This is a genomic window from Arthrobacter sp. E1SS-5, from assembly GCF_057073715.1.
On the sequence record NZ_CP172703.1, the window covers coordinates 1,077,061 to 1,101,395 of the forward strand.

A 24,335-nucleotide genomic window follows, 5' to 3' on the forward strand; every position below is an offset into this window, starting at 1 on the left:
CAGGTTCCAGGTGGGCGCCTTGATCCGAGACTAGGCGTGTTCGATCCTATAAAGGCTTCGCGACCTTAGCCTTGACGCTCTGCTGGAGGGAACGACTCCAGCGCAGGCGCGCCGTTTTCAAACTTGCATCGGCGGTCCACTGTCAGGAAGTCGGTACTCAGTTGGTAAAGGTCCTCGCCTGGTTCCCAATCTTCGTCCGCAAACACGTTCGTTCGGAACGTGCAGTCTTTGAAGTATACGCGACCCCTGTACGGGCCATCTTGGTCAGCAACGTCGATGTCCAACGCGGCACCCACCTCGAATATGCAGTCGCTGAAGGTGACTTGCGCCCCCTTCGCAACGATGGAAATCATGCCCTTCTCTATTGTGAAGGCCTGAAACCTTATGTTCGGAGGTGTCTGCTGCCTATGGTCTTCACCGATTCGTGGTTGTAATTCGATCCCAATCCGGCCTCCGTCTGCAACCTTGCCTCTAAGAAAGGCAAGCACCTGACGGATGGCGCGAATCTTAGTGAGCCTGAATCTGCCACCCCTGACTTGAACATCCCGTATTCGTCGCTGCGTGACCAACGCTTCTTCGATCGTCAAGTCACCCTTTGGTTGAAGTCTGAGTGGCCCAAGGATGGGAAGGATGCCGGGCTTTACCAGCTTGATGCGGGTTGAACCCCAAAACTTTCGTTCGTCCTCCTCGAGTTCCAACCTCTCCCTTACTACTTGGAAAGTTGCATCAACAAGTTCCTTGCGGGTCACCACGTTCTCGTCGGATTGAGACCGAAAGTATGCGCAGAGGAGATCGATGCAGACTTGGCGTTCATCTTTATAGTCGATTTCTGCCCAGTCGTCGGCTAGAGCAGCCAGGCTGTAGATGCCAGCCAACCGGACCGCTAAGTGTTCCGAGCCCAGTTGCTGAGCGGCATTTGCATATCTGTCACGAAGGCTTGAGGTCAGAGCATCCTGGCGGCGTTGTTGATCTAAATCGTGCTGTTGGGTTGATAGTTGCAGCGCCGCTGCTGCCACCGCTTGGGCCCGTGCCGCTGTCTGCTGAGCCTCCGCCCCGATCCTCTGGGTTTCTTCAGCGGTCTGCTGCCTTCGGTAAGAGAAGAAAAGCGTTACGCCAACACGCCAATCCGGTGATAACGGCGAGCGATGCCACGAATCCCAAAACAAATACGGCGTGAAGCTTCATAGGCCTTTTGGGATCGTTCACAGTATTGGTGGTATCGGTATTTGTCACGGCCCCTTGTCCTCACTGCGGCTGACGGCATAGTCCGCTGCTAGCGTGAGAGATCTCTTGTTTCTCCGCATGCATGCACTATCTGCTTAGTTCCGGCTATAACTCGTGGGCTGAAGGATAAGCGACCTGAATGGATCGAATATCACCTTCCGCCAAAATCACTACCCCGTACTGACCAGCCACCGGTTTGAACTTATCGCTGTCCTTGCTTCGCTGTTCACTCGAGCAGAATTCTGGTATGTCCCGTGTCGCCTACGAAACAGGGGAGCGCCGAGAGCGATTGTCCGCTGGTCGTCTTCTGGGTCGCTATCGAAGGCCAGTAGCGAGCCGCGCCAGACGGTTCCGTTCTTTAACTCGATCGACAGATACGGATTAGCACTCTTTCTTGGTTTCCAACCTACGAACGCCCTATGCCAGACACGCACCTGAGATATTGGGGCCTCACGATCCCGCCATCGCCATGCGGCGGCTATAAGAACTAGCCCACATGCCATACCGCAAGTAGCGAAGGCAGCGCCTAAGAAGGGTACTGATGTTCGAAGCGAAGTAAGCGGATCGTCATCACCTACGTCGAGGGTTTCATAGAGCGGAATCCATGCCAGCGGCAGCATGATTGCTGCCGCGATGCTCGTGGCGATCAATGATGCCAGCACGACCCGCGAGGACTCGACGAGTGCTGACTGTTTTACGGCTGGTTCATGGCGTGACTGCTGCAGCTCCCAAACGATGCCGGGAGCTATCAACAGCAAGAACGAGAGAACCGCCGCGAGGCTGTCAGGTATCAATCGTCGTCAGCTTGGCCAAGCTCCTCGGCGCTTTGACTGCTGACCTGCATGATGCCTTGCTGGTAGGAGTAGGAAGAGCCAAGTAATAACTTTTCTTCCACCTGCTGGGTGACGGGGCGGACCTCGTGATCGGGTTTTTCCTTGCTCATGCCCCTACTTTAATTGCTTCTTTTGGATGGACTTCGCTGGCTGTCAGAGGTAGCTAATTCGTGCGGTGTCGTTGGCCAGGGCGCTAAAAGGCAATACCCTGGCGCAGTGACTAACTTTGTTGGGGGAGAGGCAGGAGAAAAGCTGCCCGAGGGCCTATACGAATTGCTCAACACTGATGCACTCGGCGAACTGCTAAATCGTACCCCCGGACTGGATCCACTCCTTGTAATTGTCGAGGACGAAAATGTCCCGGAGGTCCTATCTCGCCATGTGGCGAACGCCGTCCGGCAAGCTCTGCTGGAAGCAAAGCCGCATGATCGAGTCGGCCTCGCCAACCGCCTACTTCACCAGCTGCAACACGGCGACCGTGTTGTCGAGGGCCCCATCCAGCTCCAGTCACTCCATCGGCCGGACACCCTCAAGCACCGGCAGCTCCGCCGTCCCACCACCAAGCTCAGTGATTCCGCCTTGCTCACCAACAGCAAGGACGAACCCAACCTCGCCGCGGAACTCCGGGCCGAAATCGGGTCCGCCGACACAGTGGACCTTCTCTGCGCCTTTGTCCGCTGGACCGGCCTCAGGCTCTTGCAACCGGCCCTGGAACAACTGAAAGAGCGCGGAGCAAGGCTGAGAGTCATCACCACCACCTACATGGGCGCTACGGAACGTCGCGCCATTGACGAGCTCGTCACCAGGTATGGGGCCGAAGTGAAGATCAGCTATGAAACCCAGGCAACAAGGCTGCACGCCAAAGCGTGGCTGTTCCGCCGTAACACCGGCTTCGACACCGCCTATGTAGGCAGCTCCAACCTGAGCCAGGCTGCCCTCCTTGATGGGCTGGAATGGAATGTCCGGCTCAGTTCCGTCGCAACGCCTGCCCTCCTGCAGAAGTTCGAGGTCACCTTCGACAGCTACTGGGAGCAACGCGCCTTCCAAAGCTACGATCCGGAGCGCGACGGCGAAAAACTAGACGCTGCGCTGGAACGCAACGGCGGCCGGCGAACCGCGGCGCCGGATGCAACCACCGGGCTTGAGGTTCAGCCGTTCCTCCACCAGGAGGAGATGCTGGAGGACCTGGAAGCGGAGCGGCTCAAGGGTTTCAACCACAATCTTCTGGTCGCCGCCACGGGCACCGGCAAAACAGTCATCGCCGCTCTGGACTACAAACGGCTAAGCGAAGCTGCCGGCAGACACCTAAAACTACTCTTCGTCGCCCACCGGCAGGAGATTCTCAAGCAGGCGATGCGCACCTACCGTGACGTCATGCAGGACGGCGCCTTCGGTGAGCTTTACGTGGGGAAGCACAAGCCGCGGGAGTGGAAGCACATCTTCGCGTCCGTCCAGTCGCTGTCTTCCCTCGGCATCGAGCAGCTGGAGCCCGACTTCTTCGACGTCGTCGTCATCGATGAGTTCCACCACGCGATGGCGCCCACCTACCGCCGCCTGCTGGACCATTTGAAACCGCCGCAGCTCCTCGGGCTTACGGCGACACCGGAACGGGGCGACGGCGTCGACGTCGCCAAGCAGTTCTTCGACGGCCGTACCGCCAGCGAGCTGCGGCTGTGGGATGCATTAGACGCTGACCTGCTGGTCCCGTTCCACTACTTCGGCGTCTCTGATGACGTGGACCTGAGCCAGTTGGAATGGAAGCGCGGCAATTATGACACCAACCAGCTGAGCGCCCTCTATACGGGTAACGACGCCCGCGCCGCCAAGGTGATCCGCGAACTCCGGGACAAGGTTACCAGCACCGACCAAATGCGGGCCATCGGCTTCTGTGTCTCGGTGCAGCACGCCCGCTACATGGCCGAGGTGTTCAACAGGGCCCGTATTGCCTCCGTCGCCGTCGACGGCACCACTAACAACGCTGACCGTGATGAGGCCCTCCGGCGCCTGGGGCAGCGGGAGATCAACTGCATTTTTGCCGTCGACCTCTTCAATGAAGGCCTGGACCTTCCGCAGGTGGACACCATCCTGCTGCTACGGCCCACGCAGAGCGCTACGGTCTTCCTCCAGCAGCTGGGGCGCGGGCTCCGCCGTGCCGAGGGCAAGGCGGTGCTGACGGTCCTGGACTTCATCGGCCAGCAGCGCCGCGAGTTCCGCTTTGATCTGCGCTACCGGGCGCTAACCGGATACGGGCGCAAGGAGCTGGAGAAGGCCGTCGAGGACGAGTTTCCGTACCTGCCGTCCGGCTCCCAGATCGTGCTGGACCGGGTGGCGCAAAAGGTGGTGCTGGACAACATCAAGGCGCAGCTCCGGTTCAACCGGGCGCAGTTGGTCCGGGACATTGCCTCGTATGCCGAGACCGAGCTGGAGGCCTATCTGGAGCGGTCCGGGAACGACGTGAAGACGATCTACCGGTCCACCAGGGACTCGTGGACGGGTTATCTCCGCCAGGCAGGGCTCATCGAAGGGCTGTCACCCCTGGAGACCGTGCTCCGCGGGAAGCTCGAGGAGCTGTCGGATGCGGAGGAGAAGAAGCTGCTGGGCCGCATGGCCGCGCTGATTCACGTGGACGATCCGGAACGTGCCGCCGCCTATTCCATGCTGGTTGCTCCGGACGCGCCCCGCTACGCGGAGCTCGGCATGCGCGAGCAGGCTTTTGCTCGCATGCTTTTTTACACGCTGTGGGATGACGGCGGAGGATTCAAGACGTACGACGACGGCCTGGACCACCTGCGCGGCTACCAGTTTGTGTGCCGCGAGATCCGCCAGGTGGTGGTGCTGGGAGTGGCTGCATCGAAACATGCAGCGAAAAGCCTTGGCGCAGGGCTGCAGCATATCCCGTTGCTGTCCCACGCCACCTACCGGCGCGAGGAGGTTCTGGCTGCGCTGCAGTACGGCTCGCTGGAACAGGGCAAGAACGTCCAGCACCGGGAAGGCGTTGCATGGTGTCCTGCAACTTCTACCGACGCCTTCTTTGTCACCCTGAACAAGGACGACAAGAAGCACTCGGCAACCACCATGTACAAGGACTACGCCATCAGCCCCGAACTGTTTCATTGGGAATCGCAGAATGCGACATCACCAACCAGCCCGAGCGGACGGCGCTACCTTGACCGGGCCTCCCACGGCTCGAAGGTTCTGATCTTCACCAGGGACACAGCGGACGACGAGACCGGGCTGACAGTTCCGTATACCTGCCTAGGACAGGTGGACTACGTGCAGCACTCGGGGGAGAGGCCGATCGCGATTACCTGGAAGCTGCGCCGGCCTATGCCGGCTGATGTATTTGCGACTGCAGCTGCGGTGGCCCAATGACAGTTTGCGCGCGGCGCCCAGTCCCGTAATCGTGAGAAGTGGTGACTGGCGGAATGCCCCTTCGCGCACTGTCCAAGCCTCCCTGCTGAGAACCTGAGAGGTTCGACTGTTTGGCGCAATACTATCAATTACAGGGCGTTATCTAGAGCTAGCGGCAATAACTGTAGTACAGTGCCTATTATACTGGCGGCTTGCGGACATAGAACCAGCCTCCCTGACGCGAGACCGTAGGAAGTGACTCGTCGGGAGGCCGATCAAGGAGAAATTGTATGGCAGACACCCTGAACTTCGACATCAGTGACCTCACTCCGGAGGAGGTTGGCCACGTGCTGGCACTCGTGCGCTCGATGCGCGCGGGAGCCGGCCCGAGCGCGGTGAGCGGAGACGACTCGTCGTGGGCGGACGCTGTCTCAACCGGTTGGACGCTGGACCTGGTCTTGATGCTCCGCGAGATGCTTCGGCGTCGCGGCAACGACGTGCAGCTCGAGTCGTTTAATCAGGCCATCAGGAACGGCGGCGAGATTAGCCGCGAGGAGATCTTCCGGATCGGTGGCTACGAGCCCAAACGGCAGCTGAAGAACTGGACCAAACCCCTGCGGACGATCACGACCGAGCTCGTCGAGCGCGGCAGCCTCCCCGAGGACGCCGAGTTCCCGATGGAGGCCGACTACACCGAGGGCTCAGGCTTTCGCCAGGCGCACCTCTTCCGTGTGGCCCCGGAGATCGTCAAGCTCGTGAAGGAGGCGATGTGCGACGACTGCTGGAAGCTGGTCGACACGGGCACGAAAGGCCGCAACATCCCGCCGCACGCGCGCCTCGAGCGGGTCGGGGGCTTCCGGAAGTTCGGCGGCTCCGGCATGGTCGCGGACGAGCAGGACTACCGCTGCGCCGCCTGCGGCAAGGAGTGGATGCATGAGACGGGCAGCTCGGGCATGGGTTGGGTGGAGACGGCGCCCTGACCTTCGGGCGAGCTGCGGCCGTATCTGTCTTTCGGCTGGTGCGGCTGCTGCTCGCATGTTCGACGGATCGCCACTGCGTAGGATCTAGGGCATGGAGTACCGCGAGATCCAGGACGACCCCGACGGGCTGCGGACCCGCGTGCCCGTCGACCATGGCTGCCGGGCGTACGGGAAGTGCGCCGGCGACTCCGAGCCGGACCTCTGCTTCGGCCCGGACGAGTCAGGCGTATGAATCGGGTTCGTCTGCCCGGAGCAGGGGATCAACTCGGTCGTCGACTGACCCGTTCGAGTACCTGTGCTGACGCAGCTTCTGCATGGCACTGATGTATTGTTGGGGCGCTGCCGGGCTCGAAGCGACGATGTCATACGTCACTGGCAAGATTTTCGGCATGACCAAGATGGCCCGCTACGTGACCCATCATCTGTACTAGCGCGACCACGACCGCTGCTGTTCTGCGAGGCCGTGCCGGGACGGGACGAGCTCAGAGGCGAGTGAAAGGCCGGCCACAAAGGCTGAACTGTTGGACTGCCTGCGGCTCGGTCTGGCTGTGTGCGTCGAGTGCGAGTCTCTGGAGGCGCCCGCCCGGACTGCTGGAACGCCCTGTCGGCAAGCGGTGAGCTGATTCGTTGTTGCTGTGGACGTGGCTCTGATCAGCCGAGAAGGGCCGCCGATAGCATGTAAGACGGTGCGCAGACGATTTTCGTCGCGTGCCTGCGGTATATAGAGAAAAGGACGAAGATGGAGAAGAGTGTGTGGAATCGCGACTTCCACGACGCCCGACGGGCGAAGAAGGATGAGTTCTACACCCAGTTGTGCGACATCGAGAAGGAACTCCGTCATTACACCGAGCACTTCAACGGCAAGGTCGTATATCTGAATTGCGACGACCCTCGGGTGAGCAATTTCTTCCGCTTCTTCGCAACTAATTTCGAGGAACTCGGGCTCAAGAAGCTGATCGCGACCTGTTACAAGAACAGCGATTCAGAGAGGTTCAGCAGCGGCGAGTCGGAAAGCGCGGTCTGGCTCGAGTACACGGGCGATAAGAATGGCAACGGCACGCTCGACGCGGAAGAGATCGGCGTCCGCCATCTCGCCGGAGACGGCGATTTCCGCTCTGAGGAGAGCATCGCCCTGCTCCGACAAGCGGACATCGTGGTGACCAATCCTCCGTTCTCCCTGTTCCGAGAGTACGTCGCGCAGCTCGTCGAGCACGACAAGAAGTTCATCATCCTGGGCAACATGAACGCGCTGACCTACAAAGAGATCTTCCCGCTCTTCCAGAACGACCAGGTGTGGTACGGCCCGAGCATTAGGAGCGGCGACCGCGAGTTCCGCGTGCCGAACGACTACCCACTGGAGGCGGCGAGCACCAGAATCGACGAAGAAGGCAATCGGTACATACGCGTCAAGGGCGTTCGCTGGTTCACGAACCTCGACTACGAGGGGCGTCACCAGGACTTGGAGCTCACTCGACGCTTCCGGGAGGAAGAGTACCCCCGTTACGCGAACTTCGAGGCGATCGAGGTGGGGCGCACTTCGGACATCCCGCTTGATTACGCAGGGCTCATGGGGGTGCCGATTACGTTTATTGACAAGTACAACCCTGATCAGTTCGAGATCGTCGGTTCCAGCAAGACCATGGGACGACCCATGTCGGAGATCGCTGCCAAGGGCACTTACCAGCAGGGCGGACCGCGGTTCTACCTCTCGTCAGGCGGCAATGGCTACCGACGCATGTACGACAGGATCGTCGTGAGGAACAAGCGACTGGCCCCGGCTGCCGGAGAACGGAGCTCCGACTTCGATGTCGTATCGCTATCTCGGTAACAAGACGAAGCTGACGGACTGGATCGTCGGCGAGATATCTAGCGTTCTGCCGGCCGGCGCGTCGATCGCGGACCCGATGTGCGGAACCGCCTCGGTGTCCGTGGCGTTAGCACGTGCCGGTTATGGCGTGACTGCCTCTGATGTCCTTACGTTCCCGGTCGTGCATGCGCGCACTCGCCTGCTGGCAAAGGAAGCCCCAGCTTTCGAAGCGCTCGGCGGCTATCGCGGCGCGCTCGCGTGGATGCGCCGTGTGCAGCCCGTGAAAGGCTACTTCCACAGGGAGTTCGGCGCCTCCGGGGCTCCGGCGAACGGGCGCGCGTCCAGACTGTACTTCTCAGCCGAGAACGCCGCCCACATTGACGGTCTGCGCGCTGGCATCGCCTCGCTTAATGCGGCAGGCGAGCTAACCGAGCTGGAGCACAGCGTAATGCTGCAGCATCTGCTGCTGTCGACCAACAAGGTCGCCAACATCAGCGGAACTTACGGCTACTTCCGCAAGGCGCTCTCGAGCACGGCACTGCGGCCGATGGTCTTTGAGCCTCTCGACTTCGAGTGGACGCCCGGAGAGCACCGCGTGATGCAAGGGCCAGTGGAAGAGCTTGCGACGTCGCTGGGGACAGACGCGGTCTACCTGGATCCTCCGTACACGAAACGCCAATACGCGGGGAACTACCACATCCTAGAGACCTTGGCCCAGGGCGACGAGCCCATCGCAGCAGGAGACGGGGGTTTGCGACCGTGGATGGATCAGGCGTCGGACTTCTGCTATAGACGTAGCGCGGGCCAGGCGTTCCGACGCACTCTGAAGCACCTCGACACCGCCCACGTATTCATCTCATACAGCGAGGACGGTCAAGTTCGGGACGCGGAGCTGATGGCTATTCTTGAGGAATTCGGTAAGGTTTCCGTGCATGAGCAGCCTCATGTTCGGTATCGGAGCAACGGTCGGGTGAAAAATGGAGCCGTCCTGGAGCGTTTGTATCATTTGGAGGTAAATTGACAGGGCAGCAGCTGATCGACATCGAGAGTATCTGGTGGCGCAACGTCCCCGTAGGTGAGTTCTATAACGTAGAGAGGCATCCCAGCGTCACCCAGGGCGGGCATGGATCGCTCTACTTTGAAATCCCGAAGTCGATGGTGCCCGGAACGCTCGATTTCCTGGGTCTCAGCACCTTGGGGTCGCTGCCGTTCACGATCCAGGCCGGCGTCATAGGCGTTCCTGGTGCCTCCGGACCGATCGAGTTCCAGAGCAAGCACGGTGGCCGAATGCGCATCGTCCGGCAGAACCGGCAGATGGCCGGGGCGCAGAGACACCCGGCGTGGACGGTGGAGAGCGGATTTCCAACCGCGCCTGATGACGTGCGGAGCAAGGAGGATGCCGCTCCATTCTTCCCAGACGGCGGCCTGCGTATCTTCATCGCCAAGACTTTTGACGGGGACTTTTACGCAGGTTTCAAGAAAGGTCGACGACCGGCAGCTATGGACAGGCACGACCCTTCCTGGGACCTGTTCACGCAAGGGCGTACCGTCGGCGACATCATCTTCGCGGGCTGAGGTAGGGGAGTGGCCGACAAGATCGACGACATTTTCGCCTCGTGGGGCGCCGGGAGGAACGTCCTGCTTTACGGTCCGCCAGCGACCGGCAAGACCAGGCTGATCAGCGAGCTTTTCCAGGCCCTCCAGCAGCCCCCGCAAGCCACGCGCGGCATCCTCATGAACGCCAGCAATGCGACCAGTCCGTTCAGCCGCCCTCAGCAGCAGATCACGATCCCGCTGCCTGCGAAGGTCGTGTGGACGACGTTCCACCAATCCTACGGCTACGAGGACTTCGTTCTGGGGCTCAGACCCGCGATGGACGACGAGGGCACGCGCCTGGAGCCCTGGTCTGGCGTCTTCCTTGACGCGGCTCTGGAGCTCGTAGACGCTGATTCGTCGTACGAGTCCGTTGTGATCTTTATCGACGAGATCAATCGCGGCAACGCCGCGCGTATTTTTGGTGAGTTTATGACGTTCCTGGACTTCGACTACCGCGACGGAGGAACGGTTCCCCTTCCCGTCCCCCTGAGGCAGCTGTCCTTCGAAAGCGGCACCAGCGAAGCGATCCATCGGCCCGGCGGGAGCGTCGCCACGATCCCCGAAGGATTCACCTTCCCGAAGAACGTGTTCATCGTCGCGACCATGAACAGCGTCGATCGAGCCGCGGTGCCCATCGACAGCGCTCTGGCACGACGCTTTGACCGAATTGAGATGCGCCCAGACCTCGACGCACTGGCAGCGCACTGGAGCATTGACCCGGCTACAGTGCCGGTGCCCGATGACAGCAACTGGAGCAACCTTGGCCTGTTCGACACCGGTTACCTGCTGCTCGACCGGCTGAACGTCGTTATCGCCTCCGACCTCGGACCGGAGTTCGAGCTAGGCCATGGCTTGCTTACGCCGATCTCGGCGACGTCGACGGACGACAGCGGCAAAGTGCATGCGGTGCCTGACGATGCTCTGTGGACGAGCCTCGCAAAATCATGGGACGACGTTTTGTACCCGCAGCTCGAAGACAGGTATTCGGGGCGTCCGGAGCAGCTGATGAACCTCCTCCGCGTCGACTCAGCGCCGTCGACGGGCGAATACGCGTGGCGGCTGCGTGCTTCGAAGAACGGCTCCACGTCAGCACGAACGCTCGCTCCGGTCAGAGTGAGCGAACTCGGGCTCGACGCGATCAAACGGTCGTTCAGGTGGCTGGCGCGCTGACCGCGCAGCGGCGCATACGCCTGCAGGAGTACGGGTCGCCGGTCGTACGCGGAACCCACGAGATCGACCTCCGGGCCCTGGCGGAGGCGAATACGCGGTGGAAGCGCGCCCTGAACCTGAAGGACGATCCGATCCGGGTCGACGACTCCGGCGATGGCCAGGTGCGTCTCCGAGCTGAGGCCGTCACCGGCGTCGTGCGAGTCGGATCCACCGACGTCGAGATCGCACCGAAGTTCCTGAGCAACGTGCAGGGGCGCTGGCAGTCTGTGCTCTGGCGGATCCTCTCGGTCGTCGAAGGCGGGCACGTAGACGACGCTTTCACCGCGGCGAACGAGGTCGATTCCCTCTCGATGCCAGACCTCCTCGCAGAAATGTTCCTAGCGTCGTATGCGAAGGGCGGCGCGCGGGGCCTGCCCCGCGGCTATCTCGTCGAGAGCGCCTCGGGGCCAACGCTTCGAGGAGCCCTGGACACGACCAGGTTCGGGGAATGGATCGCGCGGCCTTGGAGCATCCCGTACGTCGCGGACCTGTTCACCGACGACACGCCATTGGCGCGGCTGCTGAGATGGGCCGCGGACTGCCTTGCGGCCACCGTGAAGTCGTCTGGCCGTGCGAGAGCCCTTCGTGAGATCGCAGCGGGGCTCTCGCACGTCGGGAGCCTCCCGCCGCACCTCGTCGACGCCCAGCGCATCGAGCTCGGCACACAGCACCGCGGCCTGGAGCCGGCGCGGGTCGTCGGGCTGCTGCTGCTCGACGGCGCGGGCGTACACCACGCGTTGGGAGAACACGCGCTCTCCGGGTTCCTGTGGAAGTCCGACACGATCTACGAGAACTACGTCTACTGGCTCTGCGGTCGAGCCGCCGGCCGACGGGGAGAGCGTGTCAGCAAGCACTCGATCAAGTTCGGAACCCTCGTCTCCGGGCAGGGGAGCCTGCTCGAGACCGTGCCCGACGTAGTCTTCCGCGACAGTGGCGGCAGGCCGATCGCCGTCACCGATTCGAAGTACAAGGTACTCGGCACCCGGCCGAAGTCCTCCGACACCTACCAGGTGCTCACCGCGGGGCATGTGCTTGGATGCCGTCGCGTCTCGCTCACGTATCCCGTCGCGATGGACCAGGAACCGACGGTGTGGAAGGTCGCTTCGGAGCTCGGAGGCCATGACATCGAGCTGACAGCGCTCCCGCTCAACCTGATGGCGTTGGCCGCGGCGGACGGACAAGAACGCCTAATTCAGACGATCGCCGATTGGCTCGAGGAGCCTCGGTTCGCGGGCTCGGAGGAGGCGGCCCAGACTCCTGAAGTCAGCTCGTAGTTAGGTCAGCCGGGCCGGAACGTGACGAGGCCCCGAAACCATTTGAGTATACAGAGTCCGCGAAATAGCCTACTTTTCGACCATCGCTGATAAATCGGACCTAACAAGCGCGGAAATTGTCGTTAACTTCAGCGGGTTGGATGGCTGCTACCACAAGGGGGCAGAACGAATCCGTCTAACCCCTGAACTCGTGTGAGCACGTTATCAATGCATACCTATACAGGTTGTTGGAGGGAAACAGCTAACGTTGGCTCTATGGAGCTTCAAATTTACTTGGTGCCTCTTCTGTCGCTTATCGGCGGGGCGGCGGGGGCGGCAATTATCAATGGAGCCTTCGGGCTGCACAAGATGAAATCTGAGCAGACACAAGAGTACGACCGTTGGCTTAGGAACGAAAAGGTTGAAGTTTATTCATCCTTCATTGACGCCGTCTACACCGCTTACGACAAAGTTCCGCTAACGCGTCCCACAGACGTCCCTGGTCTTGAGAGAGCTATGGAAGACCAACGCCTTCCCCTCGCCCGAATACTTCTGGTGGGAGACGAAGATGTACGTAGGGCTGCGAGGGCTGTAGGGAACGAGCTCATTGAGCTCGTCAAGGATGCGGTCGCCCTTGAGCTTGATGATCCAGGACGGGCGGGCAAGCTGGAACAACGCAATGTTGCGGTGATGTCCGGCGTGGCAAAGCTACAAGACCTTTGCCGGACAGAACTGGGGATCATTCACAGACGCCGAAAATGATTTGCCTAGCGGCTGGCTCGGAGTTCACCCGCCTTATGAATCGGTTTCGGGAATGCCCCCGGCTTTGATACCCGACGTCCTAAGCCGCTGTAAGCGCGGTCCGGTTGATTTTTTATATTCGACGGGTGTGAGTTTTCCCGCCGTCGTTGCCATTGCACCGGCGGGCAGATCACTTTCGGTTGATGTCCCTGGCCAGATAGGCAGCAGCCCGGCGCAGAATCTCTTTCTCCTGCTCCGACAACCGGTTTCACATCATCAACTCCCGCACCTCGGCCGCCTCCACGGTCACGGGCCCGGGGCCACATACCCACGTTCGGCGACCGTAATCCAGTGATTGAGGGTGGTGGCGAAAACCCGAGCTCCCTCGCAATCTGCGCCAGCGCCGCCGCGCTGCTACGGACCACATCAATAACATCCTTGCAGAGCTCCGGCCCATATGCCGCGGGCATGGTCGACATTCCACGAGCACAGTTCGCTAGATCAATGAGTAACAAAACCGGGGGCAGTCCCGCCTTACACGTGCAATGTTCGCGTCTAAGCTAGGAGGGCTGGAGGTTACGAGCGGTCGGTCATTGAAGGCATAGACGCAGTAAGTGGTCCTCGCGGCGCAAACGAGCTGGAGGAAGGCTGTAATGAGCGATATCGACGATTTTCTAGCAGCTGCGTCTCGTAGAAAGGGAGTCACCTCGGAGGAATTACTTCACAATATCCTCCATATTCACCCGCAGAGTTGGTATATGCAAAGAATTTTTCCGAATGCCAGCAAAACATTTCTCGAGCTCTTCGAGTCGATCGATTACGGGTTACGAGAACGGAACCCGGGGCTTCAATACGTAAATCGCTTAACTTATTTAGGGTACAGACGTGAACAATCGGAGGTTTCTCCCCATTATGTCACTAAGGGGCAAAGGTCACAGATTTTTGCGTGCATAGTCAAAGGGTTCAGGGATCACCCAAGGATCGTATTGCCCGTAGAGCCCGAGAATTATGTTGGCCTGCCGGAGGTGCGCGATCTGAAAGGAAAGGGACACCACGGTGTCGGTTTTCTTGAGTATGACATCCTTGACGAGGATTCAGTGCGTCGTCTTTTCGATGTCTTTGATGAATGGCTTAATCCCAGAGCAACAAAGTAGATCAACGACACAATTGCGAACAACGTCCTATGCGGGAAATGCTGGAGCCGGGGGCGGAGGAGATGCTGCGCCGCATCTTCACAGGACTCGAGGCCAGGGAGGACTCCGGCAATGCGCGGTTTGCCCGCGCCCTGTTCGAGCAGGCGCTGAACCGCCAGGCGCTGCGGCTCTCGCTTGCCGAAGGGCAAAGCCTCGACGCCTTCGACCGGGATGCCGTGATGACGCTCACCGCGGGCGACATCGTGCAGTCGGCGCTGGCCCTGGGGGAGGATCCGGAACCCGAACCCGGACAGCGACGCTGGAAGCGCTGGCTCCTGGATTGACATGGCTTCGGTTGCCCGCCGGGCTCTGGCGTGCGGCTTCTGGGACTGGAACTGCTGCATCACGGACAGGTGACCGGCGCAATATTAAGGCCGTATCGTCTATCCTTATGCTTCTGAAGTCGAGCAACCGATGCACAACAATCCAGAGTTCTCAGGCGCAGTGTAGTTAGAAGAAAGTCGATAGATGTTCGACAGTGGCTCTCCGTTTTCTTGAGGCCCTTGCGCTCAGGGGCACAAATTTTTCGGTGGAAGGCAGAGATTCATAAAGCGCGGAGGCCTTCTCTGCGACATCTGCGGCGGAGGTCTGCAGATGGCGAGCAGCGATTTGTGGGTGGATCCAGTCAAGCTCGACCATATGTTGGAGGACCGAAGTGGTTATGGCCCGCGCATCCGGAACCCTCTGTAGCGAGATGGCGATGTCATGCTTGTCGTCCAAAAGGGGTAAGGGCTCTTCGCGAATACGAATCACCCGAAACCCGGCGTCCCAAAGCTTTTTCGTTTTTGAGGTGTCGCGTTGTTCATGCGATTTGCCCTGGTGAGAATAGGAGCCATCAAACTCGACTATAAGCTTCAATGATTCGATGAAAATGTCCACGGTATGCGGTCGGTTGTGGCCCAGATCAATCCGCTTCTGTTTTTGAGGGTCCACTTCTCCCGGGAACGCCGCTTCGAACTCACATGCGAGCGCGACGTCAATTCTAGACCTCACTGCCGGTGCACACCATTTACAGCCGTCCTGATCCCGTGCGCGAGCAACGACAGAGCTCGACCAGACGTGCTCAGCGTTTTGCGGGCACACCCACCAAACACGGCGACTGCTTCCTACGGACACTTCTGTGGGTGTAAGTTTTCCGTTCTTGGTTGGATGCCATTGTTGGGCCAGCTGGGGTCGGTTGATGCTTAAGCGGTTCTCATCGGTGGGGCGCCTGCCACTGCAGAAAGGGCATCCTGCTCCGTCTGCCGGACGGGAACTGACGACAGCCTCCCACCTGTGTGATGCGTCTTTTCGACATATCCAGGATGCTCTGTAGTCGCTCCCGTAAGCGACCTCGCCTGGTCCTTTTTCATTTCGGGGGTCCCACTCCATTGCTAAGAGCGGCCTCACGCCAGCGACACTGTTGGAATCGTTGACCTTCTTTCCAGCACAGAACGGACACCCGCTACCGCGAAATCGCGCGGACGGAGAAGCTTCGTATTCATGGCTTCTATCTTTCGGGCATATCCACCAGACCTTGCGGTTTGATTGGGGAGTTGTGTTAGTGAGAGACCTGCCTAGCTGCGTCCAATTCCGCTGATGGTGCCATGTAGCTGCAAGGTCCGGACGGGCCCCGGCCAAGTTGTTTTCGTCGCTGGCCTTCATTCCACTGCAAGCCCCGCAGCCGTGACCTTTTGCCCGTACATACGGCGTCGTTAGCCAGGTGTGTCCCTTTTCGCAAATCCACCACACCTTCCTGTTGCTTCCCGGCCGCACATGTGTCGGGGGAAATGCATTCTTATCTTTGTCCCATTGCGCCGCGATGGCGGGAAGAAGGTGCGCCAGGGATCTCTCACCCTCATCGCGAACAGGATTCTTCCGCTTCAGGTTTGCGTTATGGGTGGATAAAGCACTGTCGTTTGTGGTCACTTTGCCTTTTTCTCAGGGCGATATCGACGTGGAGATGGTCGAAACTGGCAGACTAAGAGCTTGTCCGAGCAGGTGTATCCGAAAATCCGGGCGACGCGCCCCACTGCTCCAGACATCGTGTTGACTGGCTCGGTTAGGGGAGCGGCTGGCGTTCGCCCACACTGACTGATGACGACGGCGGCAGGTACTCCCGCCGTCGTCTTTCCATCCGGCGCTGTTGGCCGGGTGACGGTATGTTGGCGCGCTTGGTGCGGTTGCACTTGGCGCAGGCCGCGACAAAGTTCTGCAGGCTGGTGGAGCCGCCCTTGGACCACGGGTAGAAGTGGTCGCCATGCTCTGCCGGGCGGCCGCAGCGACGACCGAACCCGGCTTCCAACTCGCATAGGCCGTTGGCCCGGGCCATCCCTTCGCGGCGCTGCTGGCGGGTGAATCGGCGAACCGGGTCGCGGCGTCGCACATCCCGCCGTGTGATCACGGCTGCGGCGATACCCAGCACGACTACGACTACAACGGGGAGTGCAGCTGCGGAGACGACGCGGTCAAAAATGCCGCGCAACGCTCCAGCGGCGACGGATGGCCCCGATCCGGAAACCGGTGTTCCCTTTGCCATGAGTGCCGTCATCACCGAGGCGGCGAGCCAAACCAACACCGCCGAGTACGTCAAACGAAGGCCTTGCCGGGTCCAGTAGATGCGGCCGAGTTCCTGCATTTATAAACCCCCATTTTTGTTCGCCGGGCGTCCGTTGCCAGGGATGCCCACGAAATCCTATAGTCCTCGCCCAGGCCGATGTCCCAGGTTTAGCTCAGTTTTTCCTAAGCTTTGGACCGAACGATTGGCCGGGGTAAGCCAGATGGGGCCCGCTGCGCAGGACCTGGCGATCCGGTCGGGACGGCACCGCGACGAGTGTCCCTTCGGCGCAACTTTGGGTCTTACGGGCGCACGGAGAGGCCGCTTCATTTCCCAGGACTATGCTCCACGGGCTGACAGTCCACGCCATCACGACGCTGTTGATCACGCAGGGATCGGCGGCAGCCAAGGCTTTGGCGGCCTCAAGCGCGTTTTCGCCTGTGAATATCAACAAGCCTTTGAAGCGGCGAGGAGAAGAGTAATTTTGAGGCCGCCGCGTTCTTAGGCGAGGCTCGTGGGGCAGGGGGACCTTTGACTGTAACCTCATTCCAGTACTAGAGGGAGGCGCGAGTGGTTCGAGCGGAAAACGGGACGCTGGCCGGCGTCCTCGAGGGCAAAAAGCAATACCAGGTTCCGCTATATCAGCGTGTTTACTCTTGGGGTAAAAGGCAGCTTGAGCAGTTGTGGTTGGACGTCTTGGAATTGGAGCGAGCACTTGGGGAAAATCCTCAGGCTTCACATTTCATCGGTTCGCTCGTACTCGCGAGCAGCCCAGACGTCGGCGCCATCGGGGTCAACAAGTTCCTGGTCGTTGACGGTCAGCAGCGTCTGACCACGCTGACACTTCTACTGGCGGCACTTCGCGACCATCTGATGGAAACGGGACAGCCCGAACGAGCCAACGGTATCGATGCCCAGTACCTGATCAATGTCTTCGACAGCGGAAAACCAATGAAGGTTTTGCCCACCCAGACGGACCGGTCCGCCTACACGGCTGTACTCAACCGTGCGCCCCAGGCTGGCGGGGAAGATTCCATCGGCAACGCATACAGGTTCTTTCGTTCTAAGATCGCCGGAATTGATGATTCGGACGACCCCCACGATTTGCAGCTACTCGAGGCGGCAGTGGTGCGGGGTCTGGCACTGGTGGTGGTCACAGCTGAACCCTCGGATAATGCGCATAGGATTTTCGAGTCCTTGAACAACACCGGGCTTCGGCTAACACAGAGCGACTTGCTCAAGAACTACCTTTTTATGAGGCTTGGCGACCGTGCTGACGCCGTCTATGGCAATATTTGGCTTCCGCTTGAGAGGAAACTGGATTCCGAAAACCTCGAGTTGTTGTTCTGGCTTGACCTAGCACAGCGTGACGAGCGCGCTAAGCAATCTGATACTTACATCGGACAGCAGCGCCGGCTCGAAAAGCTGGAAACTGTGTCTGAGGTAGAGGCTGAAATCGTCCGTATCGCCAAGTTGGGTGATGTGCTGGCGACTATTCTTGAGCCTGCTGGTGAGAAGCACACTCAGATCCGGAGACGTCTGGCAAGAATAAGGGCGTGGGGTTCCACCACAGCCTATCCGGTGGTCATGCAAATCCTTGCGCGACGGGCTGCGGGAACGGCAGCTGACGATGAAGTGGTGCGTGCGCTGACCTATCTTGAGTCCTACTTTGTGAGAAGGATTGTAATCGGGCGGGCTACCGCCAACCTCAACCGAACCTTGCTCCAGGCTGTCAGCGCGATTAGTGACGCGGCAAATGTTGACCTTGCTTTACGTGAGTACTTGTCTCGCGGTCGTAAGCATTTCGCGACTGATGAGCAGGTCCGAGAAGCCGCCCAGACCGTGGCATTTTATTGGCAGGGCCGGGGACCACAGAAAAAGCTGATTCTCCAGTGGCTTGAGGAGGCCTATCGGCCAAAGGAAATCGTTGAGCTTGATCCAAAGCACCTCACTATCGAGCATGTTCTACCGCAACAGATGACCGAACCCGTGCGCGAGACATTTGCCGAGGGGTTCAGCCCTGAAGCCGACATTGCATACGAACACGAGCGCTTGGTCCATACCCTCGGTAACCTCACGTTAAGCGGGTACAACAGCGAACTCAGCAACAAGCCGTTCGACGAGAAACGCGACATGCTCGGCAAGAGCGGCCTGTCGATGAACCAGTCCATCGCATCGCATTCCACGTGGGGCGTAAACGAGATCAGGTCCCGTAGCGCTGAACTAGCTGAGAAGATCATTGAGTTGTGGCCGGGGCCGGACGAAAGTCTCGGCCTTGTGGACTACGAGCCTTCAGCGTTGCGCACCCAGATTGCGGCAATCATCGCCGAGATTCCACCAGGGCGGTGGACTTCGTATGGCGAAGTAGCGATCGTCGCCGGCACCTGGGCTCAGCCCTTAGCTGGGATCCTGGCAAACTATCCGCTGGCCAACGCTTGGCGAGTCCTGCAGATTGGAGGCACCATTTCACCCGGCTTCCGATGGACTGAGCCCGGTCGCTTGGATGACCCACGTGTGGTGCTTGAAGAGGAAGGGCTAAGGTTCGATGCAGATGGCCGCGCACTTCCTGAGCAATTTATCGGAGCGAAGGAACTGGCGGAAGCAGCGGGTCTCGACGTCGATGAGGAGGCCGTTGCCGTGCGCCGGAGAAAAGAGGGTAGCCAGCCTCGTGGAGATAGCCGGAGCATGCTAAAGCAGTCCCAAATCGAGTTCTTCGAACGGGTCCGCGACCACGGTCTTGCCAACGCAACGAACATAGTTTCTTGGCGAAAGCCCTTCCCTCAAAACTGGTACGACGTAGGCATGGGAGACTCTCGCGGAGTCATCTCCCTCCAAGTCAACTCCGAGAAGAAAAATGCCTCGGCGCATTTCTGGATTCGAAACGACAAGGGCTTGTACCTGAAGTTGCTGGGCCAACGCGACGCTATCGAAGCCGACTTGGGTTTTGGCTTGGAGTGGGACGAAAAGCCCGGCCGTAAGGCGTCCGCGCTTTTCGTCGCTCGACCGGGCGACTTCCTTGACCCGCACCAGTCACAAGAACTGGTCGAATGGCTTGTTGCCACCGGCGACACCTTTGCGGGTGTTTTAGGTAAGTATCTGTAGGGGCTGCCGCGCGTGGCGTCCTCTACATCCAGTCCTGCCCCACTGGGGCCGGCCGATGGTTACGGGCGCACGGGCGTGGCGGCTTCGTTCCCGAGCACCGTTGTCCACGGGCTGGCGGTCCAGGCTGTCACCACGCCGTTGAGCACGTAGGGGTCGGCTGCGGCGAAGGCCTTTGCGGCCTCAACCGGGTTCTCGCCGGTGAAGATCAGCAACCCTTTGAAAGGTCCCTCGCCAATTGCCCCGCCCAGCAGAAGCTCGCCCCGTTCGACTGCTGCCCACCCGGCCCGGAGGTGGTCTGCGCGGTGCTGTTCGCGGGACTCAAGGTAGTCGTCGGCGTAGGTGTATTCGAGCACGGCGTGCATGAGCGTCTCCATATCGTTCGGGGGTTTCTTTCGTTGTAGAAGTAGCCTACCCAGCGGGACCTAGCCGGAAACGGAGGCCACCTCAACCTGTACCCCCGCGTCGCGGAACTTCTGCACCTGGGCGGGGACGGCGCCGTCGTCCGTCACCAAAGTCCAGGGCAAAGTAAGCCGGGCCCACGCATGAAAAGGCCGAAGTCCAAGCTTGGATGAGTCCGCCAAAACATAAACCGCACGCCCACGCCTGGCCATGAGCTCCTTGAGCCGGGTCTGGGCGTGGTCGGCCTCGCAGATGCCATCCTCGGCGGTGACGGCGTCGGCGCCCAGGAACACCCGGTCGAAGCTCATCCGCTCCAGCGCCGCCTCGGCCAGCGGCCCCACGAAACTCTGCGAGACGCCGCGGAGCCGGCCGCCCAGGCAGTCCACCTCGATGCCGTCGCTATCGGCGAGCTCCTGCAAAGTATTCAGGCCCGGCGTGGTCACGGACAGCCGATCAAACCCCCGCAGCTCGTGCGCCAGGGCACCCGCCGTGGAGCCGGCGTCGAGCAGGATATTCTCCCCGGGCTGGATCACCGACGCCGCCCAGCGGGCAATGGCATGTTTCTGCTCGAACGCCTCGCCGGTGCGCTGCCGCAGCGACGCCTCCGGGTGCGCGCCCAGCGCCATCGCTCCGCCGTACGTACGGGCCAGCCGGCCCTGCGAATTCAGCAGCGCCAGGTCGCGGCGGATGGTGGACGCGGTCACCCCGAACTTGGCGGAAAGCTCCTCCACGGAGGCAAGGCCAGTGGTCACGGCAAGGTGGTAGATCTCCTCGCGCCGCGCGTTTGCGCTGAGCATTCCCGGTCTCCTTCCCGTGGGCATGGCGGTGGCAGTGCTACCCATGCTAGTTCCGGCCCCCTGCATTAACGGCAACGGCCGGCCAGCAGCGCTGACCGGCCGTTTCGCTTCTGATAGTGCTTAGGCCTCGTCGCGGGCAGGTGCCAGGTCCACTGCCTGCCGCAGCGCCTCGAGCAGCGACTCGTGGTCTGCGATGTTCTTGCCGGCGATGTCGAAGGCCGTGCCGTGGTCCACGGACGTCCGCACCACGGGGAGGCCCACCGTGATGTTCACGCCGTTCTCCAGGCCCAGCACCTTCACGGGGCCGTGCCCCTGGTCGTGGTACTGGGCCACCACTAGGTCAAAGTCGCCGCGGCCGGCCAGGAAGAACAGGGTGTCCGCCGGGAGCGGGCCGAACGCGTTGATGCCGTCCGCCTGGGCCTTCTCGATGCCCGGCTGGATCTTCTCCGCCTCCTCGCCGTAGCCGAACAGGCCGTTCTCGCCCGCGTGCGGGTTGATGGCGCACACGGCGATCCGGGGGTTCTCGATGCCGGAGGTGCGCAGCAGCTCATACCCGCGCTTGATGGTCCGGTAGACCAAGTCGCCGTTGATCTTGGCGATGGCGTCGATGAGGCCGATGTGCGTGGTCACGTGGATGACGCGCATCTTCGGCGCGGTCAGCATCATGGACACTTCCTCGGTGCCGGTCAGTTCGGCGAGGAGTTCCGTGTGCCCGGGGAACTTGTGTCCGGCCGCGTGCAGGGCCGCCTTGTTTAGCGGTCCCGTGCAGATGGCATCCACCTGGCGGTCCATTGCCAGCTGCACGGCCTTCTCGATGAAGAGGTACGAACCGTGTCCGGCGGCGGCGGACAGCTCACCCCAGGCGAGGTCCGCCGGAATGCAATCGATGTCCAGCACATCGATGGTGCCCTCCTGGAACAGTGCCTCCGACGGCTCGGACACCTTGCGCAGGGTCAGCGAGCTGGCGACGATGTCCGCGGCGAGCTGCAGCCGGCGGAGATCGCCGACGACCAGCATCCGTGCCTTGGACCGGAGTTCGCTGTCCGCCAGGGCCTTGACGATGATTTCCGGGCCAATGCCGGCGGCGTCACCCATGGTGATGGCTACGATCGGGCGTCCCATTACTTGGTACTCATTTCAGTCGTTGTGCTAGAGAAAAACTGTGTGGTCCTGGCCAGCGTGCCGGCATCGCCGAACGCGCCGGCCTTGGTGACCAGCAGGGGGAGGGGCTCCGGCAGCAGGCTCATGACGACGCCCGGCTCGATCTCCCCAAGGACGGTGAAGCTTCCGGCACCCAGGGCCTTCAGGACGGCCGTGGCGGTTTCCCCTCCCGTCAGGACCAGTGCCTCGCAGTGTTCGACGCCGGCCGCAGTGGCCCGTGCCAGCGCATCCGCCACCACCAGCGCCTGCGATTTGTCCACGGCGCCCATGGGATCCGGCGTCAACACCACGTCCGTCCGCAGCATCGCCGCCGCAACTTCGCGCGCGACTGACGGATCCTCGAGTGTCTGGTGGTCCAGCGTGATGTGCCGGGCACCTGCGGCGACCAGCGCATCCGTCTGCTGCCGGGCGAGGCCGGAATAGCTGCCGATCACCGTCAGCGTACGCGTCACGCACCGCGCCTGGTCCGCAAGGACATTCTGTCCTTCCCCGCGTGGGGCAATGTGCCCGGCCAGCCCGCCGGAACCCGCCAGGAGCGTGGGGAAGTCCAGCAGGGCCGCCGCGGCGGCGATTCGCCTCAGATCATCGTCAGTTACAGCGTCAAGTACGACGGCGTCAGTTCCGCGGTCCTGCATGTCCCGAAGGTGCGTGGCCAGGTCCGCCGGGGTGGGGTGTGCTTCCCGGTCCACTAGTTCCGTAGAAAGACCTCCGGCGGCGAGGGCTGCCGCTATGTCGCCGTCGAAGCTGCCCTGCGCGTTTCGCGCACCGTTGACGTGAACCATCCCGCCGAGCGTGGTCCTTCCGGTGCCCGGGAAGGCGGGGGCCACAATGGCCAGGCCGCTGCCGCCGCCACTGACGGCAGCCAGTGCTGCGGCAACCTCGGCACCGACGTTGCCGCGAAGCAGCGAGTCGATCTTCTTGAAAACCTGCCGGTCCTGTTCGAGCGCCCGTGCGACGGCGGCAGTGACGGCCGCTGCTGAATCTTCGGCGGAAAGGTAGCGGCTCTCGGTGTTGACCGAGAGGATGTCCGCGTCCGGCCACGTGGAGTCCAGATCGAGGATCACGGAACTGCTGTGGGTGGGTCCGTAGGCTGCGGCCGCATCGGCCGCTCCCGTCAGGTCGTCGGCGATGATGGCCCAGCGCTTGGCTGCGGTGGTGTTCATACTGCGGGGGACACCTCGGGGGTTTCCACGGGCTGCTTGGCTTTCAGGCGCTTAGCGTACCAAGCGACCATGAGGGGGCAGCCGATGGCGGTCACCACTACGGAAGCGGCCACCAGCACGGTGGCCGGGCCGGCTGCAGCGGAGTAGGCCGGGTTGGCAGCGGCCACCAGCATGGGAACGGTGGCCGCGTTGCCGGCCGTGGTGGCTGCCGCGAGGCCTGCAATGCCCGACCCGCCGGTCAGCTTGTCCGCGAAGAAGAGCACGGCGCCTCCGGCGATGAGCACGAACAGGCCCAGGGCCACGCCGAGCAGTCCGGCGTTGAGGACCTGGCCCAGGTTCAGGCCGAAGCCCAGGGCCAGGGCGAAGAACGGAATCAGCACAGGTGCCGCGGAGGACAGGAACTTCCGCATGGCCGGGTCCAGGGCGCCCAGGATCGCGCCGAGGAGCAGGGGGATGATGGCACCCACCAGTGCCTGCCACGGGAAGGCCGAAAGACCTGCGACGCCGAGGGTCACCATGGTCAGAAAGGGGCCGGATTCCAGCGTCATCACGGAGTAGGCCGCCACGTCCTTGGGCTTGCCGTACTGGCCCATGAGGGCCATGTACATGCCGCCGTTGGTGTCATTGAGGGCGGCCAGGATGGCCAAGACGGAGAGGCCGGACAGCAGGCCGCCGTCGATGGGGAGTTCACCCATGAACCGGCCGGCGACGACGCCGATGATGATGGCGAACAGGACCTTGCTGCCAAAGAGGACGCCGCCCTTTTTCAGGATGTACGGGGTGGCCTTGATATCGATGCTGGCGCCCATGCATACGTAGAACACCGCGAGGATGGTGGTGCCGCCGGTGAAGAGCGCGCCGGTGAAGGAACCGAAGAACTTGGCCGAATCCGGGGCGAAGGTGCCGAGCACGGCGCCGATGAGCAGGGGGATGAGCATCATGCCGCCAGGAACCTTTTCCATGGTGGCCTTGATGGGGACAGACATGTGC

21 protein-coding genes and 3 pseudogenes are annotated in these 24,335 nt (G+C 61.3%); 12 read left to right on the forward strand and 12 right to left on the reverse strand.

Annotated features, from left to right (window positions below; all coding sequences use genetic code 11):
* Positions 1–65: 65 nt before the first annotated feature.
* From ACIGJD_RS05085 to ACIGJD_RS05095, 3 genes are all read right to left on the reverse strand, one after another.
* Positions 66–1,016, reverse strand: coding sequence for a hypothetical protein (locus tag ACIGJD_RS05085; protein WP_483688580.1), 951 nt, complete (start codon positions 1,014–1,016; stop codon positions 66–68).
* Between the two features lie 378 nt (positions 1,017–1,394).
* On the reverse strand, positions 1,395–2,018 hold the full coding sequence (locus ACIGJD_RS05090; protein WP_483688581.1) for a DUF6338 family protein: 624 nt from the start codon (positions 2,016–2,018) through the stop codon (positions 1,395–1,397).
* Positions 2,015–2,167, reverse strand: a complete 153-nt coding sequence (locus ACIGJD_RS05095) for a hypothetical protein (RefSeq protein ID WP_483688582.1) — start codon at positions 2,165–2,167, stop codon at positions 2,015–2,017. The genes ACIGJD_RS05090 and ACIGJD_RS05095 overlap by 4 nt, the downstream gene beginning before the upstream one ends.
* 142 nt (positions 2,168–2,309) lie before the next feature.
* On the opposite strand from ACIGJD_RS05095, the gene ACIGJD_RS05100 reads away from it, so the two are divergent.
* The 9 genes from ACIGJD_RS05100 to ACIGJD_RS05140 all read left to right on the forward strand — a co-directional run bounded on the left by ACIGJD_RS05100 (position 2,310) and on the right by ACIGJD_RS05140 (position 13,015).
* Positions 2,310–5,429: a DEAD/DEAH box helicase gene (locus ACIGJD_RS05100; RefSeq protein WP_483689431.1), complete on the forward strand. Its 3,120-nt coding sequence runs from the start codon at positions 2,310–2,312 to the stop codon at positions 5,427–5,429.
* A 269-nt stretch (positions 5,430–5,698) separates the two neighbouring features.
* Entirely contained in the window at positions 5,699–6,388 is a 690-nt protein-coding gene (locus ACIGJD_RS05105) for a hypothetical protein (protein ID WP_483688583.1), read from the forward strand.
* A gap of 91 nt (positions 6,389–6,479) precedes the next feature.
* Complete coding sequence (locus ACIGJD_RS05110; RefSeq protein WP_483688584.1) at positions 6,480–6,620, forward strand: hypothetical protein; 141 nt, start codon at positions 6,480–6,482, stop codon at positions 6,618–6,620.
* Positions 6,621–7,127: 507 nt separating this feature from the next.
* Positions 7,128–8,216: an adenine-specific methyltransferase EcoRI family protein gene (locus ACIGJD_RS05115; RefSeq protein ID WP_483688585.1), complete on the forward strand. Its 1,089-nt coding sequence runs from the start codon at positions 7,128–7,130 to the stop codon at positions 8,214–8,216.
* Positions 8,194–9,216 carry a DNA adenine methylase gene (locus ACIGJD_RS05120; RefSeq protein WP_483688586.1) on the forward strand — a complete coding sequence of 341 codons (1,023 nt, stop codon included), beginning with the start codon at positions 8,194–8,196 and terminating at the stop codon, positions 9,214–9,216. Before ACIGJD_RS05115 ends, ACIGJD_RS05120 begins: the two co-directional genes overlap by 23 nt.
* Positions 9,213–9,770, forward strand: a complete 558-nt coding sequence (locus ACIGJD_RS05125; RefSeq protein ID WP_483688587.1) for a hypothetical protein — start codon at positions 9,213–9,215, stop codon at positions 9,768–9,770. The genes ACIGJD_RS05120 and ACIGJD_RS05125 overlap by 4 nt, the downstream gene beginning before the upstream one ends.
* 9 nt (positions 9,771–9,779) lie before the next feature.
* Entirely contained in the window at positions 9,780–10,961 is a 1,182-nt protein-coding gene (locus tag ACIGJD_RS05130) for an McrB family protein (RefSeq protein WP_483688588.1), read from the forward strand.
* Positions 10,946–12,274 carry a 5-methylcytosine restriction system specificity protein McrC gene (locus ACIGJD_RS05135; RefSeq protein WP_483688589.1) on the forward strand — a complete coding sequence of 443 codons (1,329 nt, stop codon included), beginning with the start codon at positions 10,946–10,948 and terminating at the stop codon, positions 12,272–12,274. Before ACIGJD_RS05130 ends, ACIGJD_RS05135 begins: the two co-directional genes overlap by 16 nt.
* Positions 12,275–12,529: 255 nt before the next feature.
* Complete coding sequence (locus ACIGJD_RS05140) at positions 12,530–13,015, forward strand: hypothetical protein (protein WP_483688590.1); 486 nt, start codon at positions 12,530–12,532, stop codon at positions 13,013–13,015.
* Positions 13,016–13,187: 172 nt separating this feature from the next.
* Here ACIGJD_RS05140 and ACIGJD_RS05145 read toward each other — a convergent pair.
* A pseudogene (locus ACIGJD_RS05145) lies at positions 13,188–13,464 on the reverse strand (transposase); the annotation flags it as partial.
* Between the two features lie 183 nt (positions 13,465–13,647).
* Here ACIGJD_RS05145 and ACIGJD_RS05150 point away from each other — a divergent pair.
* Both ACIGJD_RS05150 and ACIGJD_RS05155 read left to right on the forward strand, forming a co-directional pair.
* Positions 13,648–14,148 (forward strand): hypothetical protein, encoded by a 501-nt coding sequence (locus ACIGJD_RS05150; protein ID WP_483688591.1) that lies wholly within the window; start codon positions 13,648–13,650, stop codon positions 14,146–14,148.
* A 41-nt stretch (positions 14,149–14,189) separates the two neighbouring features.
* Positions 14,190–14,471 (forward strand): annotated as a pseudogene (locus ACIGJD_RS05155) (AAA family ATPase); the annotation flags it as partial.
* 166 nt (positions 14,472–14,637) lie between these two features.
* Here the strand turns inward: ACIGJD_RS05155 and ACIGJD_RS05160 are convergent.
* The 3 genes and pseudogenes from ACIGJD_RS05160 to ACIGJD_RS05170 form a co-directional block, all read right to left on the reverse strand.
* On the reverse strand, positions 14,638–15,120 hold the full coding sequence (locus tag ACIGJD_RS05160) for a DUF559 domain-containing protein (protein ID WP_483689432.1): 483 nt from the start codon (positions 15,118–15,120) through the stop codon (positions 14,638–14,640).
* 123 nt (positions 15,121–15,243) lie between these two features.
* A pseudogene (locus tag ACIGJD_RS05165) lies at positions 15,244–16,095 on the reverse strand (zinc-ribbon domain-containing protein); the annotation flags it as partial.
* 133 nt (positions 16,096–16,228) lie between these two features.
* Positions 16,229–16,804 carry an HNH endonuclease gene (locus ACIGJD_RS05170; protein ID WP_483688592.1) on the reverse strand — a complete coding sequence of 192 codons (576 nt, stop codon included), beginning with the start codon at positions 16,802–16,804 and terminating at the stop codon, positions 16,229–16,231.
* A 489-nt stretch (positions 16,805–17,293) separates the two neighbouring features.
* Here ACIGJD_RS05170 and ACIGJD_RS05175 point away from each other — a divergent pair, with 489 nt between their 5' ends.
* A complete protein-coding gene (locus ACIGJD_RS05175) occupies positions 17,294–19,825 on the forward strand; it encodes a DUF4268 domain-containing protein (protein WP_483688593.1) in 2,532 nt (843 codons plus the stop codon).
* Positions 19,826–19,884: 59 nt separating this feature from the next.
* Here the strand turns inward: ACIGJD_RS05175 and ACIGJD_RS05180 are convergent, their stop codons facing one another.
* The 5 genes from ACIGJD_RS05180 to ACIGJD_RS05200 all read right to left on the reverse strand — a co-directional run bounded on the left by ACIGJD_RS05180 (position 19,885) and on the right by ACIGJD_RS05200 (position 24,331).
* Positions 19,885–20,187 (reverse strand): YciI-like protein, encoded by a 303-nt coding sequence (locus ACIGJD_RS05180; RefSeq protein WP_483688594.1) that lies wholly within the window; start codon positions 20,185–20,187, stop codon positions 19,885–19,887.
* A gap of 60 nt (positions 20,188–20,247) precedes the next feature.
* A complete protein-coding gene (locus ACIGJD_RS05185; RefSeq protein ID WP_483688595.1) occupies positions 20,248–21,021 on the reverse strand; it encodes a DeoR/GlpR family DNA-binding transcription regulator in 774 nt (257 codons plus the stop codon).
* Between the two features lie 120 nt (positions 21,022–21,141).
* A complete protein-coding gene (gene pdxA, locus ACIGJD_RS05190; protein ID WP_483688596.1) occupies positions 21,142–22,143 on the reverse strand; it encodes a 4-hydroxythreonine-4-phosphate dehydrogenase PdxA in 1,002 nt (333 codons plus the stop codon).
* Positions 22,143–23,345 (reverse strand): four-carbon acid sugar kinase family protein, encoded by a 1,203-nt coding sequence (locus ACIGJD_RS05195; protein ID WP_483688597.1) that lies wholly within the window; start codon positions 23,343–23,345, stop codon positions 22,143–22,145. The genes pdxA and ACIGJD_RS05195 overlap by 1 nt, the downstream gene beginning before the upstream one ends.
* Positions 23,342–24,331 (reverse strand): 2-keto-3-deoxygluconate permease, encoded by a 990-nt coding sequence (locus tag ACIGJD_RS05200; RefSeq protein ID WP_483688598.1) that lies wholly within the window; start codon positions 24,329–24,331, stop codon positions 23,342–23,344. Before ACIGJD_RS05200 ends, ACIGJD_RS05195 begins: the two co-directional genes overlap by 4 nt.
* Between the last annotated feature and the right edge of the window lie 4 nt (positions 24,332–24,335).